The sequence below is a fragment of the Xanthomarina sp. F2636L genome (genome assembly GCF_026410195.1).
Taxonomy (GTDB): domain Bacteria; phylum Bacteroidota; class Bacteroidia; order Flavobacteriales; family Flavobacteriaceae; genus Xanthomarina.
The window spans coordinates 1-17,410 of sequence record NZ_JAPMLM010000070.1 but is presented as its reverse complement, the minus strand read 5'-3'; the positions used below and the strand labels follow the sequence as shown (position 1 = coordinate 17,410).

The 17,410-nt window shown below is 34.8% G+C and carries 11 protein-coding genes; all 11 read right to left on the bottom strand.

Annotation, left to right across the window (positions count from 1 at the left end):
* On the bottom strand, nucleotides 1-299 hold a 299-nt coding region (locus OS191_RS13520; protein ID WP_524534359.1), incomplete at its 3' end, for a DUF8740 domain-containing protein.
* A gap of 33 nt (nucleotides 300-332) precedes the next feature.
* The gene (locus tag OS191_RS13515) at nucleotides 333-1,169 is read right to left on the bottom strand and encodes a hypothetical protein (protein ID WP_267156248.1); all 837 of its coding nucleotides are present in this window, start codon (nucleotides 1,167-1,169) and stop codon (nucleotides 333-335) included.
* Nucleotides 1,170-1,579: 410 nt separating this feature from the next.
* On the bottom strand, nucleotides 1,580-4,141 hold the full coding sequence (locus OS191_RS13510) for a response regulator (protein ID WP_267156247.1): 2,562 nt from the start codon (nucleotides 4,139-4,141) through the stop codon (nucleotides 1,580-1,582).
* Nucleotides 4,142-4,382: 241 nt separating this feature from the next.
* Nucleotides 4,383-5,348, bottom strand: coding sequence for a hypothetical protein (locus tag OS191_RS13505; RefSeq protein ID WP_267156246.1), 966 nt, complete (start codon nucleotides 5,346-5,348; stop codon nucleotides 4,383-4,385).
* 48 nt (nucleotides 5,349-5,396) lie between these two features.
* Nucleotides 5,397-7,355, bottom strand: coding sequence for a tail fiber domain-containing protein (locus OS191_RS13500; protein WP_267156245.1), 1,959 nt, complete (start codon nucleotides 7,353-7,355; stop codon nucleotides 5,397-5,399).
* A 43-nt stretch (nucleotides 7,356-7,398) separates the two neighbouring features.
* Nucleotides 7,399-7,995: a hypothetical protein gene (locus OS191_RS13495; RefSeq protein ID WP_267156244.1), complete on the bottom strand. Its 597-nt coding sequence runs from the start codon at nucleotides 7,993-7,995 to the stop codon at nucleotides 7,399-7,401.
* A 37-nt stretch (nucleotides 7,996-8,032) separates the two neighbouring features.
* Entirely contained in the window at nucleotides 8,033-8,854 is an 822-nt protein-coding gene (locus OS191_RS13490; protein ID WP_267156243.1) for a DUF4412 domain-containing protein, read from the bottom strand.
* Nucleotides 8,855-8,920: 66 nt separating this feature from the next.
* Nucleotides 8,921-13,939 carry a MopE-related protein gene (locus OS191_RS13485; RefSeq protein WP_267156242.1) on the bottom strand — a complete coding sequence of 1,673 codons (5,019 nt, stop codon included), beginning with the start codon at nucleotides 13,937-13,939 and terminating at the stop codon, nucleotides 8,921-8,923.
* A 27-nt stretch (nucleotides 13,940-13,966) separates the two neighbouring features.
* A complete protein-coding gene (locus OS191_RS13480; protein ID WP_267156241.1) occupies nucleotides 13,967-15,514 on the bottom strand; it encodes a tail fiber domain-containing protein in 1,548 nt (515 codons plus the stop codon).
* A gap of 134 nt (nucleotides 15,515-15,648) precedes the next feature.
* Nucleotides 15,649-15,789 (bottom strand): hypothetical protein, encoded by a 141-nt coding sequence (locus tag OS191_RS13475; RefSeq protein WP_267156240.1) that lies wholly within the window; start codon nucleotides 15,787-15,789, stop codon nucleotides 15,649-15,651.
* Between the two features lie 109 nt (nucleotides 15,790-15,898).
* Nucleotides 15,899-17,410, bottom strand: a 1,512-nt coding sequence (locus OS191_RS13470) for a response regulator (protein WP_267156239.1), incomplete at its 5' end; no start/stop codon positions are given.

The following is a 17,410-nucleotide window of genomic DNA, read 5'->3' as shown; positions in this document are numbered from 1 at the left end:
ACTTTTAAAAAATGGTCATCACTAGACCAATCAATTGCAGAAAATGTACCTGAAACTATTGTACCTTCTCCAATATTAACAATGGCAATACCATTGGCATCAGTTGTTGGTGAATGCAATTCTGTATAGACATTGGTTTGTGCTATACCTTTAAGAATAGAAAACTGGATATCTATTGATCGATTGACAACCACATTGCCCAAGTTGTCTTTGATGACTGCTTTGTAGTTGATGTCGTTTTGGGCAAAACTCATGCTAGAAAGGATTATTACTGTTAAAAGTGTGATTGTTGTTTTCATAATAAATCAGATATTAGTTTATAAATCATGGATTTAATTTGCTACTTTAACAATTGAAATCCCACTTGGTCCCATTTGCCATAAATTTTCATGCGTTTGAAAAAAAGACCATTGATTGTATTGAACTTTGAGTTCATCGCCAGCATTAAGTTGAAGTATTCGCCACGTTGAAGGTTGCTGATTAAGATATCTAAATACGGTACCACTAACAGTAGCATCCAAATAAAGTAAGGTTGCATCCATTAACAATATTACCTGAGTTGTAGTACTGTTAAGAACCCTTACTTGCATTTTTCCGTCATATTCATTTCCAGTGATTGCACTATTATAAAAACTAGTATTCTGTCCCCAACCATAAAAAGATAACATATATGTGCCACTTTCCTCAACAATAAGAGGAGCAGTAGCCGTATAATCTACCCAAGTGTTTCTAATATTTTGAGAGGGGTATAAAGCACCTTCACTAGATTGTATGCTAGAAATTTTTTCAACTGTGTTCGCGTGCATAGCATACGGCACTGCCATAAATTGGGTGGTTCCCATATCCTCAAACGTGGTTCCTCCAGCAATATCAATTTCCACTTTCAAAAAATGGTCATCACTAGACCAATCAATTGCAGAAAAATCATCTGTTGTTGTACCTTCTCCAATGTTTACTATGGCAATGCCATTTGTATTTGTCATTGGTAGATGCGTTTCTTGGTAAACTTCTGTTACGTTTTCCAATATGGTAAATCGTATTGCTACTGATTGATCAGCAACTACATTGCCCAAATCGTCTTTTACGACTGCTTTGTAGTTGATGCCTTGCTGTGCAAAACTAAATAAGGTGAAAAGTAAAGCGAACGAAAGTAAAAATGGATTCTTCATGAGGGTTTGTATTTATGTTAGTCTTTTATGAATTTTATACTTTTAATAGTTTTATTTTTATATACAATATGCAGCTTATAAGTGCCCTTTTCTAGATGATTGACATTAAGAATGATCTTGGTTGTTGAAAATTTTTCAATCTTCCCTTCTATTTTTTTATACTTCATATGTAATTAATGAAGAGCTACTAACGGACTCAGAGGAGTTGCTATTTTATTTATAGTTATAAATGTATTTTAATCTTAAGGGACTATCTGTAAGACATGTAACATAAGCTATAACAGATGTAACATACTAGTGTTTATAGATGATTTTTGATGTTTTTGAAATAAAAAAAGAGAAAAGTGAAAATAGTAGAGACTCAATTCTAGCAAATTGAGGCACATGTAAAACAAAAATGAATGTTATTGTTATAAAGCAAAGTCGGAAGGCGAACAACCATAGGCTTCTTTAAAGCATTTTGAAAAATAAGAAGGATCGTTAAAGCCTACAGTATAGCCAATTTCTGAAACGTTGGCATCGCTTTTTTTCAGTAAGTCGGTTGCTAATTTTAAGCGTTGCGAACGTATAAACTCTGTGGCAGATAATCCGGTGAGTGCTTTTAATTTTCGGTGGAGTTGCATGCGGCTCAAACCTACAGATTTACTAAACTCTTCTATATTAAATGAAGACTCTGTAAGCTTATGGTCTAAGACGTCTTGTATTTTTTCTAAGAATTGTTCATCGAAATTAGATATGGCAATATCTTTAGGTCTTAAAACAATTTCCTGACTGTAACGCTCTCGTAATTTTAATCTGGAATTTATTAAGTTTTTAACTCTAGTTTCCAACCCTCTCATCTTAAAAGGTTTTACAAGGTAATCGTCTGCACCAGTTTCTAAACCCATAAAGCGGTCTGCATCGTCTGCCTTGGCTGTTAACAAGATAATGGGAATATGACAGGTACGTTCGTCTTGTTTTAAGGTTTCAGTTAATTGAAAGCCGTTACAAATAGGCATCATCACATCTGAAATAATGATATCTGGAATCAGTTCGATGGCTTTCTCTACACCTATGTCGCCATGGCTTGCTACCACTACTTGATAAGTGTTTTTGAAAGCAGATTTTATAAAGTTTCTAATGTCTTCCTGGTCATCCACAACTAATAAAATAGGAAGGTCTTCATCGATTGATTCTTCTAGTGGACTTTCAGCGTCAACCATCACATAATTTGTTTCTATAGCTGATGGAATAAAAGGGTCTTCAACAAGATCGTTTGGATGAAAATTTTCTTTGAAGATTGGTAAATCAACTTTAAATAGGATGCTGTTTACCGACGGACTTTCAACTGAAATTTCGCCATAAGATAAGGTGACCAGCTCTTTCACCAAAGACAAACCAATGCCAACGCCTTGCGCATTTTCATCTGCTTGATAAAACCGATTAAAGATATTCTCTATCTGTGTTTTAGTAATTTGATGACTGTAATTTTCTATACAAAACTCAAGCCTGTTTTCTATAATTGAAGTCGAACATCTAACATAACCACCTTCAGGCGTGTATTTAAACGCGTTGGACAACAAATTGATAACGGTTTTTTCAATAACATCTTTATCAAACCAAGCCTGATCCATTTCTGCAATATCTAAGGTGTAATGAATATTTTTCTGTTTAGCAATAAGTTGAAAAGACGACGTAATTGCTTTTAATAACAGGCTTAAATTACCTTGAACTACTTTCAGTTTTAAATGCCCAGATTCTAGTTTTGAAAGGTCTAATAGCTGGTTTACAAGGTTTAATAACCTATTGGAATTACGCTGAATCATTTGTAACTCGTTTCTATCCTCATCGCTAAGTTCTCCATGCTCCAACCGTTTGTCTATAGGTCCAGAAATTAAAGTTAAAGGGGTTCGAAATTCATGCGAAATATTGGCAAAGAATTTCGACTTAAAGGCATCTAATTCTTGAAGTTTATTGGCTGTTTTTTGACGGTTTCTATATAAAAAGAAAAAGAATAAACCAGCTATAGACGTTAAGCCAATACCTCCTAAAAGCATATAACGTTCGTTTGTTTTTTGTTGTTGGGACAGCTCGTTTAAAGATTTTAAAAGCGCTATCTCTTGTTCTTTCTCAATCGCTTGGTGTTTGGCTTCTAGCTGACGAGTGGTTACTTTATTGGATTCTCTAACAATATCTTTTCTTAGATTATAAGCTTGCTTATAATATTCATAAGCCAAGGGATATTCATTTCTATCTGCATGGCAAATAGCAAGGTTTTCAATTAGATATAAATAAGATCTTATGTTGGTAAGTTGTATGTTTTCAAAAATAATCTTAGCCTCTTGTAAATAAGGCATGGCTTTTTCACATTGATTCATTTTTAATCTATAGAAATATCCTAAACCACCTAAGGCATTTGCTAACTCCAAAGAATCTGTATGCGTTCTAAAATACATCAGGTGTTCTTTACGTATAGCTTCAGATTTTTTTAAACTATCCACATCATTATAATGACTCGCATAAACTCTATACAGCCAGGAGATGCTTTTATGATCTTCCTGCTTTAAATAATATTGAAATGCCAAATCCAACATGGCTTTGGCTTCTGTATGGTCGTCTTTTAGGTTTTTAGTATAGGCTAAGTCTTTGTAAATGGCAAAAATAAGCGCTTCATCATTTAGTTTTTTAGCATTGCTCAAAGCTTCTTCACCTAATATATTTGCAGTTTCAGTACCATCATATGTAAAGGTGTTTCTAGAAATGTTAGCACGAAGCAGAAGAGCCATAACGGTATTTTTATCCATATAGCTGTTATGTTTTGCAATAGAATCTATGCTAAGGAAATGTTTTTCGGCTGGTTCATAATTATTTTCAGAATAATATAACTTTCCTTTATTATATAGTAAAGAGATGGTGGTTTTCCAGGAGTTATTTTGTTTTGCTTGTTGAAGTAAATTATCTAAAGAGTCTTGTTTAACATCTTGCGAATACACAGATATCCTTAAAAAAACACAAAAAATAAGGAAGAAACTCTTCATTTGTTAATTTGGTTTGGCTGTCTTTTAAATGTACATAAATAATTTGAAATCAGCTAATTGTAAATTAATTAGAATACTGATTGAATAACTTTAGTACATTGAAGTACTTTTCTTAACTTCTTCCTCTGTTTAAGATAATTATATTAATTTAATCAATTTAACGGTAAGGTATTGGTTATATTGAATATATCTATTATTAGTTGGTTACCTCAAACACTTTAAACAGGTTTTTGCTTTTTGTGTTAGGTACTTCAGAAATGAATGCATATTTACCAGATTGTAAATCTACAGTAAAATAACCAGTACTTCCTGCTGGCATATCGTTAACACCACCTAAAAATGTGACTCCTTCTGGAACAGGAGTTATCAAACCTTTAGGGTCTGACCAGTCCATCCATGCCTCCAAAGCATCTTCACTAGCATTTTTATCAAGTTTTACAAGATTTATATCGTGTTGCATAAAGTTTTCGTGTTGTTTTTGGTCTTTAACATAAACAGAGAATACATGTTTCCCATTAGTGATTGGCTTATCATAAGTTATTCCTTCCTCACCTGAAAGTGTGATATTCACAGTTTCTTCTGGTGGTGAATTTCCACTATCTTCATTTATTACAATAATCGGTTTTGCCATTCCCATACTTGTATGAAACTTCCCATTAGGCATTTTTACATAACATTCCATAATATAATATCCAGGATCTAATTTTAAAGTGGTTATAGCAGTATGTTTTGGTGCAATTAAACCAGAGCCACCTGAAAAAATAATCTCTCCAAACCATGCTGGCAACTTACCAAAGGCTGCAAAACCCTCTTCTGCTTTACCTTTATTAATCAAGTCCATGCCTTCTTCAAAAACTGGTGCTACATCAGTTAAGGTGTTTTCTACCGATTTTCCTTCTGGATATTTGTCCATTAAAAAGAAATGGGTTTCATTAGACAGGTTTTGATACTTAAAGGTATTCCAACCAGTTGGAATGGTATCTACAGATTGAAATTCCATACTTCTGGTAACAATATCAATAACGTTTGAAGGTTCTTCAATCACCTCCTCTACTTCTACGATTACTTCTTCAATTGATTGATTTTTGTTTTCGTTTTTACAATTGAAAATAAAAAGAGCGATCAACAGTAACAGAGATGGCCTTAAAAAGTTTGGTTTCATAATATTAGTTTTTTGTTCATTTTTATAAATATAATGATTCAATAATTTTTAGTTTTTTGCCAGTTCTACTTTTGAGCTAAGTACTGTATTTTTTTCTAAAGCCTCTACTCTCTCTAAAAGTGTTTGCAATAGGTCTGATTGTTCTGTGTTGGTTTGCTCTTGTGCTGAAATAGTTAGGTTTTGACTCTCAATAATCTCTTGTTGTTCCTGAATGGCTTTTATAAGTACTGGAATTAACTCCGTATAACTCACACTTAAGGTTTTAGCTTCGTCATCATCTATATGTACAATTTCATTAATAATAGGTTGTACTTCTTGAGCTATTAAACCTAAAGATTTATAATCTCGTGTTCTATTTATCCAATTGTAGGCTACAGGGTTTAATTGTAAAATGGTTTCTAGACCGTAAGATAAAGGCGTGATGTCTTTTTTTAGACGACGGTCGGAATTTTGAGTTAAGGTACCTGCTAAACTAGCATTACCATTTTCATAAACGGTAAAAGCATTTGTACGATCAGAATCACTGGTACCATTGCCTACCATAAATAAACGTTTAAGGCTTATTGGAAAAGAATCTGAATAACGATTATACTTACCTACTGCTGTTGAACTGTTATCATATGCAGTTGTGTTATTTCCCATTGCTATTGAATAAGATCCAGAAGCAGTTGTGTTATATCCCATTGCTGTTGAATAATATCCAGAAGCTGTTGTGTTATATCCCATTGCTGTTGAATTACTTCTTGAAGCTGTTGTGTTATTTCCCATTGCTGTAGAATAATCTCCTGAAGCTTCTGATTCTAAACCCATGGCAGTGGAAAAACGTCCAGATGCCACCGTAGACCGACCCATGGCAGTAGTATAAAGATTAGATGCTTTGGTATCATACCCAATTGCTGTTGCATAGTTGCCTGTTGCCCCTACCGTAGTACTTGGTAACAGACTAGTGCTTATGTCTACTGCATTTCCACCTATGTTACCATAATTATTAGGATTTCGTCCCTTTAATCTCCAGCCTATACCATTGCCTTCATCTATAGCTTCTAATCCTGTTTCTTCAAGGGTATCTGCATATTCCTTAGTAATTAGAGTCTTTGGGTCTGTAATCTCCAAAACATCCAGACTAGGAGCAGTAATAATTCCATCCATATCTACATTTAACGCATTTGATCTCGCTCCAGTTATACCATTTCCAACCTGAAATACCATATTGATAGCGGCTGTATGGTCATTTAATCTACCAACAACTGTTGAATATGGATCATCAGCAATAGTTTGAACACCTATTGCTGTTGAATAGTTCCCAGAAGCCTCCGTATAATACCCCATTGCTGTTGAATAGTTTCCAGAAGCTTCCGTATAGTATCCCATTGCTGTTGATGCAATAGCTGAAGCATTAGCACTACGTCCCATTGCCGTTGTTGCAGGTGCAGAAGCTGTTGTGTTTAACCCCAATGCTGTAGAATAAGACCCTATGGCACCAAAAGTAGATGATGCTATATTGCTATAACTTAAATCAACAGCATTCTCACCAATATCACCGTGGTTATTAGGGTCTCTCCCTATTAACCGCCAGCCTATTCCATGTCCTTCATCTAAAGCATTAAGACCAGTAACATTAGATGCTGTTTCTGCATTTAACGCATAAGGAACCGTCTTGAATTCTGTGGCTCCCATATCTACCCATTCACTTTCAGTAAGAATTTGGATGTTTAAAAAATGGTTTTCATTAGCCCAATCAATGGTATTATAGTCGCCATAAACATGAGTTCCTTCGCCTATGTTTAAAACAACCAGTCCGTTGTTATCTGTAGTTGGATAATGTACTTCTTGATATACATTGGTTTGGGCTGCTCCTTGCAAAATGGCAAAGCTAACATCTACGGGAGCATTTGCGACCACATTGCCATTAGCATCTTTAATAATGGCTTTATAATTAATGCCTTTTTGGGCTAAACAACCTGTAGAAAATAGAACGGTAAAGACGAAAGTGAGTAGAGTTTTCATAAATATTTTAATTAGTTTATTGTCATTAAGTTAAAAGTGTTTTTTAATTAAAAACAGGTCGTTTTACAGTAATAGAACCAGTAACCTGGGTTGTAAAAGTATCTGCTTGATTAATATATCCAACTTGCATGTCTGCAGTAAAAGTTATTTTAAAATGCGCGTAAGTAACTCCTGTATAAACCGTTTGTTCTCCATAATCGGTTATGTTGGAGCTACCAGATATACTGTTCATAACATAATTACCATAGGTAATTGACATACCTGAACTCGTTTCGTTTACGTTAGGACCATAATCCAAAGCCTGGTTGTTGTTCATGGTTAAAGCCATACCTATGGAAATATTTGGTGAATGAACTTCATCCAATAAGCTTAAAATCATTCTATCTTCAATGTCACCTTCTCCATTTGTGGTTAGGGTTCTTACTGCCGAAACACCACTACTTCCATTAGTATTTGAAATGGTTCCGGAAAAAACATCTCCATCTGTTGCTCCACCAGTAAAAGTGAGCTCGTAAAAGTGTGATTCTTCCTGAGGATCTGGATTTTCATTTAAGGGGTTATCATCACTTGAGCAAGAATTATTAAGTATAAATAAAAATGCAATAAATACTGTTTTGCTTAATATTTGAATTGTTTTCATAATAGAGTTTTTCTTTTTTTATAAGAATTTTTATTGGTTACATGAGTTTTTTATAATCTTTTGTGTTTATTGAAAAGCTAGTTTCATCTAAAGCCACACAAGTCATTTTTAAGGTTTGAGGTTTCTTTTTTGAAGTGACAGTCATATTCATTTCAAGCATTAAACCATCCACCTGTTTCATCCACTCTTGATTGGCTTGGTTTTTTTTAGCGTCTATATTGTAAAAGGCTCGAGGGAAAGAAATATCGGCTTCTTTGGTTACCCAAACGCTTCCATTGTAGTCTTCACTGGATATTTTATACTCTCTGCAGGTATAATTCAATATAACTTTGGTATTATTGGTTTTCTCAATTTTTACATCATTATTGGAAGCATCGGTTTCATCTACAAAATCGTTTACATCCAAAGAGGTGGACATGAGCATTTTATTTCCTCCTGCTTCGGTAAACATAAACATGGTTTTTTTATCTAAATCCATGACATTAAACATGGTACTAGCGTTTTCAATAGTGTTTCCAAAGTAATTTTTATCCTTGGCCAAATAATAGGTAAAAGTGGTATTGTAGGTATCACTTTCCATTTGCATCACATATTTATGTGTGAAATTGTAAACAGATTCTGGCGATTTGCTTGTGGTAGTTGATTTCTCCTTTTTGGAAGATTTTGATTTCTTGGTTCCATCGCCTTCAAAAACCGAATCGAAGGCCTTATCGGTTTCTTTTTGTGCTTTTTGTTCTACTTTTCTGTTTAAAGCTCGATCTGCTGAGTTTGTTGCACTATTGGCAAGTCTATCAAATATTTGTGCTTGTGTTGAAAACACACAAAAAACACAAATGATAATTGTAAATACAGATTTCATAATTAATAAGTTTTTAATATTTATACTTTTATACATTTTTAATAAAAAGGTTAACCTATTAAATGCTTATTTTTTAATAAGCTTTCGAAGGATGGCATCCCCATTTTCCATATTAATTACTTTAAAAAGATAGATGCCTTCTTGTAAAGAATTCAAATTGGAAATTTTTAAATACCTACTCTCTGGTGTTTTAATCGTGTTTATTATTTCTTTTCCACTTATATCGAATAGTAAAATTTGAAACCTATTGTTTTGAAGTTTATTAGGAATTATAAAAGTTACCTCAGCATGAAAAGGGTTTGGAAACGATGTGATAGACTCCAAGTCGTTTTCTACAATATGTAATGTAGAATCATCGACTGTTACCGTAGCTGTACATTGAGACATATTTCCTTCAAAATCTGTAATGCTAAGTGTTACCGTATTTTCTCCAACATTTGACTCATCAAAACTGGACGGACTTACTTCCATAGTATCTATACCACAATTATCTGATGAACCATTGTCAATATCTGTTGCAGAAATACTAACAAAACCTGTTTCGTCTAATTCGACAGAAATATCTTGAGTCTGACAAATAGGTGAAATAGAATCTACATCATCCGCCATTCCGTTACAATTTTCATCTATACCATTACATTGAATTTCTGTAGCATCTGGATGGATATTGGCATCGGTGTCATCGCAGTCCAAGCTGTTTTCTGAATATCCTATTGGCACAGCACAACCTAAAATAGAATTATTTAAATCGCCAAAGGTATCCCCATCAACATCAGCATAATAGGTATTGGTTCCTAATAAAGTAATGGTGAAAGAACTGCTATTAGAGTTTCCTGAAGCATCTGTAGCTGTTATAACAATTTCTTGTGTTGTTTCGTGATTACTGATAACAGTTCCAGCTAATGGAGATTGAGACAAACTATTAACCGAACAATTGTCTGTTACTGTAACTAAATTAGTATAATCAGGAATTGTAAAATCGCAACCAGATGTTGGATTCACATTGAAATCGGACACCGAAGTTATGCTAGGTGCTGTTATATCCACAACGGTTACTATACTCAAACAAGAGCTCGTATTTCCGTAGGTATCTGTTTCGGTATAGGTGACTTGGTTTTCGCCTAAATTAGAACAATCGAAGCTACTAATATCTATTTCTGAAGTAACCACGCCACAATTATCTGATGAAGCAGATCCTATATCTGCTGCAGTAATGGTTACATTTCCGTTAGCATCCAATACGGCTTGAAAATCATTACAAACAACATTAGGGTCTGTAATATCTCCAATAAGTCCTTGTAAAGGGGTCATATTGAAAATAGGATCTTCTTCTGTGCCATTATATTCGTAAATGTTCACATAATAGCTGGTTAGTGGTTGTAATAAATTGGGTGGCACTAATTGTCCAGAACCTTTAAAAATGACATATCCATTTCCAATGGTATCTCCAAAACCATAATCGAAGTTAGCTGTGTAATTGGTAGCGTTAACAGGTGCTGCATTTAAAGGAGCCTCGCTTAAAATAACTATCCGACCTTCACCATTTCCAACGGTCCAATCTAAAATCAAATCGCTATCGCAAGGAGGCGAATAGGTTAAATTACTACAAATAATTGTAGGAGGATTTGGTGTTGCTTGAGAAGCTGTGCTTCCTGGAGTTAAATACAACTCGCCATTTTGATTGATAGCATATTCAAAAAAAGCAAAATGATAGTCGCTGGATAAATTTAAGTCCGTTAACTGAAACTCTTCCCCTGTGCCATTATAGACAACAAAATTATCCGTTCCTAATTCTTGACCTTGACCAAAACTAGCATCGGCTAAATAGGTTGTAAAATCAGATGGTTCGACATCTACTGGCGCGCCTTCTTTAGCGATAACCAAACGTGCTGAACCGTTTCCTCTGGCAAATTGAACGAGCATGGAAGTAGCACCAATATCTTCAAAATTAATATTAGATACTTGAATGGTTGGTCTTTCGCCATAGGTTTCAGCTTCAAAGGTATAACCCGGTCTTAAATAGGCTTTTCCAGAACTGCCATTATATTCAAAAAGTGCAAAGTGGTAATTCGTGCCTGGTTGTAAATTAAATACATTATCTGAAATAGCAGCGCCAGCATACAGCACGTAGTTTCCTGTGCCAATTTCATAACTAGAATTTCCATACCCACCACTATAACTACTATAATTCACTAAATCTTGTGGCTCTACATCTACTGGTTCATTGGCTCGTGCTATAAGTATACGATTAGCACCATCACCATTGGTCCAATTCACATTAAAGGAGGTGGTGGTTTTACTATTGATAAAAATATTATTTGTTTGTACCGTTGGATAGGAAATGGTTGCTTGACTGGTTTCAAAAACGGGATCTCCATTCATATCGTCAGTCACCAAATAATAGGTATTTGCTCCATTACCATTAAATTCAAAAACTTTAAAGTAATAGACAGTATGTGGTTGTAAATTGGTGAATGTGTGTCCAATATTCCCACTACCACTATAAATTACAAATTCATCTGGAGCTAATTCATAACCATTCCCAAAAGCTGTGTTTGCTGTATATTCATTTCCATCTACAGGAACAGCTGTCACAGGACTTCCTTGTTTGGCTATAACAACTCTTTTTTCACCATTTCCCCTCTGACTACTATTTAAATAGAAGTTAAACCTATTTCCGTCAATACCTCCAAAAGTCATATTATTAGCATTAATTGTTGGATAGGAAGTTGTAGTTTGACTAGCTGTAGCTCCTGGAGCAGGATTACTAGTTGAAGTAGATGTTAGATAGACTTTACCACTACTCCCATTATATTCATAAAGTGCAAAATGATAGGTTGTATTAGGTTCTAGATTGCTTATATTAACACTTGATCCTACCCATGCATATAAAACATAATTGCCAGAACCAATTTCGTAATTGGCAACCCCCATACCAGAACTAGAATTATTATAATTTGTTAAATCTTGTGGTTCCACATCTACAGGACTATTGGCTCGTGCTATGAGAATTCTTCCAGCACCATTTCCATTGGTCCAGCTAACCGTCATATTAGTACCTAATACATTACTAAACGAAATATTACTGGCTTGAGTGGTTGGATAGGTTAAAGTAGCTTGATTAGCTTCTAGAACGGGATCTCCGTTACTGTCGTTTGTAGTTAAATAATAAGCATCAGCTCCACTTCCATTATATTCATATACTTTAAAATAATAAGTAGTATGTGGTTGTAGATTGGTAAGTGTATGACCAATATTCCCACTGCCACTATAAACTACAAATTCATCTGGAGCTAATTCAAAACCATTTCCAAAAGCTGTGTTTGCTGTATATTCATTTCCATCTACAGGAACAGCTGTTACAGGACTTCCTTGTTTGGCTATAACAACTCTTTTTTCACCATTTCCCCTCTGACTACTATTTAAATAGAAGTTAAACCTATTTCCGTCAATACCTCCAAAAGTCATAGCGCTGGAATTAATGGTTGGATAAGCATTTGTTGTTTGACTAGCTGTAGCTCCTGGAGCAGGATTACTCGTTGAAGTAGATGTTAAATAGACCTTACCACTACTCCCGTTATATTCATAAAGTGCAAAATGATAGGTGGTATTGGGCTCTAGATTACTTATATAATCACTAGTTCCTGCTCCCGCATATAAGACATAATTGCCTGTACCAATTTCGTAATTGGAAACTCCAAAACCAGAACTGGAATTACTGTAATTTGTTAAATCTTGAGGTTCTACATCTACAGGACTATTGGCTCGTGCTATAAGAATTCTTCCAGCACCATTTCCATTGGTCCAGCTAACCGTCATATTACTTCCAAGTACATTACTAAATGTCATATTACTAGCTTGTGTTGTTGGGTAGCTTAAAGTAGCTTGATTGGCTTCCAAAACAGGATCACCATTACTATCGTTTGTTTTTAAGTAATACGTGCTGGATCCAGAACCATTATACTCATATACCTTAAAATAATAAGTGGTATGTGGTTGTATATTGGTGAGCGTATGAGCAATATTCCCGGTATCACTATAAATAACAAATTCATCTGGAGCTAATTCAAAACCACTCCCAAAAGCTGTGTTTGCTGTGTATTCATAACCATCCACAGGAATGGCAGATACCGGACTTCCTTGTTTGACTATCACCAACCTTTTTTCACCATTACCTCTTTGACCGCTATTTATGTAGAAATTAAATCTATTGCCATCAATACCACCAAAAGTCATAGCATTGGTATTAATAGTAGGATAAGCTTGCGTTATTTGATCGGCAATAGCGCCAGAAGTTGGATTGGTTAAAGATGTAGAAGTTAAATAAATCTTTCCGTTGCTTCCATTATACTCATAAAGCGCAAAATAATAGGTGGTATTGGGTTCCAAATTACTAATATTAACACTAGATCCTCCTCCTCCTCCATATACGGCATAGTTTCCAGTACCTATCTCGTAATTGCTAACCCCAAAACCTGCACTATAAGTATTATAATTTGTTAAATCTTGTGGTTCCACATCTACCGGACTATTGGCTCGTGCAATAAGAATTCTTCCTGTACCAGAACCATTGGTCCAACTAACCGTCATATTACTACCCAACACATTGCTAAATGTGATATTACTAGCTTGGGTTGCAGGATTAGTAAGTGTGGCTTGATTACCTTCTAAATAACTGGTTGTTAAATATTGGGTAGCAAAATCGCTTCCATTAAACTCGAAAATCTTAAGGTAATAAGTGGTACTATGTGTAAAGCCAGTAAGACCTATAGCATTACCAGTACCTTCATATACAACAAATTCGCCAGGAGCGATTTCATTTCCAGTACCGAAAGCGCCTGCTAAATAATCTGTTCCATCTACAGGAACTGCCGTAACTGGAGCACCTGCTCTTGCAACTATTATACGTTTGGCACCATCTCCTCTTGTAAAATATACATTGAAGCGATTGCCATCTATAGCAGCAAAAGATAAGTTGCTGGATGGTACTGTTGGTGTTTGTGCATGAATTAGGTTAGGAAGAATAAGTAACAACAGCGTAAGTGCAAAAAACAACTTGTTTTTTATGTGTGATGACTGTTTCATGATGCTTGGTTTTAATAGATTAATAGTTTACTTCTTGGTGTTTTCTAGAGCTTCAATGCGAGATTTTAAGGCATCATTTTCTGCCTTCAGTTCTTTAACGGCATTAATAAGCACAGGAATTAACTCTGTATAACTCACGCCCAACGTTTTTGCGTCATCATCTGCTACAGACACCACTTCACTAATAACAGGTTGCACCTCCTGAGCAATTAATCCGAGAGATTTATGATCTTGGTTTCTATTATTCCAATGGTATGCAACAGGATTTAGTTTTAAAATGGTTTCTAAACCGTAGGATAAAGGCGTAATGTCTTTTTTAAGACGTCTGTCGCTGCTGTGTACCAAAACACCTCCTACTCTAACATCGCCACCACTATGCTGTAAATACAGGGTTGAAGTAGCTCCATTATTTCTAGCCATGATTTCATTATTATCAAACACCATATTAGTACCGGTTTCTCTACCAATTAAAAAATACCCAGTCCCATCGCTTAAAGTAGCATTGTATCCATTGGTGACTTGTAAAAAAGTGGTTGGTGTATGCGTACCAATGCCTACTTTGCCATTTTTCAAGACGGTTAGAGCATTTAATCTATTTGCATTGCTTGTACCAAAACCAACTTCGAATACTGGGTCTGTTTCAATCCAAGATAAGGGATTACCCAAACTAACATTGTACCTTCCAACGGCCAAAGCATTATAACTTGAAGCTCTTGTATAACTTCCCATGGCAATTGAGTTACTTCCTAATGCTTCAGTATTATACCCCATAGCTGTAGAACTTTGACCTGATGCAACAGTTTCATTGCCCATTGCCGTAGAAGCATAATTAGAAGCTAATGTAAAATAGCCCATGGCTGTGGCATATTCCTCAGTTGCTGATGAATAATATCCCATAGTTGTAGCATATTCTGCTGATGCTACAGTATTATACCCCATGGCTATTGTATGATTCGCTGATGCTACGGTATTATATCCCATGGTTATGCTAAAATCCCCAGACGCTACAACATTTCGTCCCATGGCAACAGAAGAAATTCCAGTAGCTCCTAAAATAGAGTTAGTACCACCGGCAAAACTAATGTCTACAGCCTGAAAGCCAACATCACCATAACTATTTGGGTCTTTTCCTATTAAACGCCAACCAATGCCATTACCTTCATTTAGTGCCTCAAGCCCAGTTACATTTTTAGCCGTTTCTGCATTTTTAGCATAGGGCACGGTTTTAAACTCCGTAGTTCCCATATCTACCAAACCAGTTCCAGTATTTACTTTTGTGTTTAGAAAAGTGGTATCACTTGCCCAATCTATGGTTGCAAACGTGCCACTTACGGGTGTGCCTTCACCAATATTTATAATAATAAGTCCGTTAGCATCTGTGGTTGGGGTATGATTTTCTTGATACACATTGGTTTGTGCCACACCTTGCAGAATGGTGAATTGAACAGATATTAAATCGTTGGCAACAACGTTGCCAGAATTATCTTTAATAATGGCCTTGTAATTAATACCGTTTTGCGCCAAGCAAATGGTTGACAATAAAACGGCTAAAAGCAGTGTAATATGTGTTTTCATAGGGTAAGTTTTAGTTAGTATTGTTATTTTATAGTATGTGTTTTTTACCAGTAACCTGTATACTTCTGTGTTTATATTTAAGAAAGGTTAACATCAAAAAAAAATATTTAATGACTTGGTATCTCTCTTTCGTTTTATTTTATAATCTTAACCGATTTTATAACTTTATTGTTTAATAAAATCTGTAATTCATAATGCCCTTCTTTAAGATGGTCGATGTTTAGATAAATTTTATCGTCTTCATCATTTTTTGGATTACTAGGATGGCTTTTCATTTCTAGTGTTTTACGAGTAATTAAAACTAGATATAGAAATCCTGTTTGGATATAAGAGATGTTTCAAAACATATAAAATATGTTTCAAATAGGAATAAATTGCTGTGTTTTATGCTTTTGAGAGATACTCAGCCGGTGTACAGTCATACACTTCCTTAAAACATTTATTGAAGTACGAAGGGGAATTGAAACCTACTTGATAGGCAATTTCTGCCATGGTGGCATCGGAAGATTTTAACAATTGAACAGCCAGTTTTAAGCGTTGCGAACGTATAAATTCGCTAGTTGTCATGCCAGTAATGGCCTTTAATTTTCTGTGAAGTTGGGTTCGGCTTATTTGCATGTACTTGCAAAAAGTCTCACTTGTAAATTCTGAATTGCTAATATGTGTATCCAAAACCAATTGAAGTTTCTTTAAAAACTCTGTTTCTGTAGACGTAATGGCTAATTCTGGATTAATGGTTAACGTATTACTAAAGTGTTTTTGAAGTTTTATACGATTTTCAATCAATTTTTCGACTCTAATTTTAAGTTTCTCACTACTAAACGGTTTGGTTACATAAGCATCTGCCCCGGTTTTAAGACCTTCAATTTCATGATGCTCTCCTACTTTAGCCGTTAATAGAATGACTGGAATGTGACTGGTTAACTCGTTTGTTTTAATACCATGACAAAGTTCGATTCCATCTAATTCTGGCATCATAATATCACTGATAATTAAATCTGGAAGGTTTTCCTGTGCTTTTTCAAGTCCTATCTTTCCGTTTTCGGCTTCAAGAATATCATAGTTGTCAGAAAATATAGAGACAATAAAAGCGCGGATATCCGTTTCGTCTTCAACAATTAATAGACTTGATTTGTTGGTGTTGACTTCTGATATCAATTCATCTGTTTCTAATGAAAGGTTTTCAACTTTAAGCCTATCATAAATTTCTTCAGCAGTAAAAGCGTCTTTATTTATAGGAAGTGAAACGTTAAACTGTATTCTGTTTGCATCGATATTATTGGCTATAATAGTACCTTTAGAGAGAGTAACTAAATCGCGCACTAAGGCTAGGCCAACTCCTACGCCATCTGAAAGTTCATTATCTTGATAAAACCGTTGAAATAACTTACTCAAATCTTCTTTTCCAACTAGCTTACTAGAGTTTATAATTGATAATACCAACATGCCATCTAGATTAAGAGCATCAAAAATAATTTCACTGTTTTTTGGTGCATATTTTATAGCATTTGACAATAAATTAGAACTTACCTTTTCAATAACATCTGCATCAAACCAAACGTCTTTTAAATCGAAAATTTGATGTTTAATTGTAATGTTTTTCTGATTGGCTTGATACTGAAAAGCACTAACAAGCTGCTTAAATAAAATAGATAAATCTCCTCTCGAAACTCGAAGTTTTGTTTGTCCAGAATCTATCATAGACAAATCCAACATTTGGTTTACTAAATGAAGTAATCTGTCGGCATTTTGTTTTACTAAACTCAGTTCTTTTTTGTCGGTTTTGGAAAGGTCTGTTTTTGCTAATTGGTTATCTATGGGACCTGAAATAAGTGTTAGTGGCGTTCTAAATTCATGGGAAATATTGGTATAAAGCTTGGTTTTAAATTCGTCTAA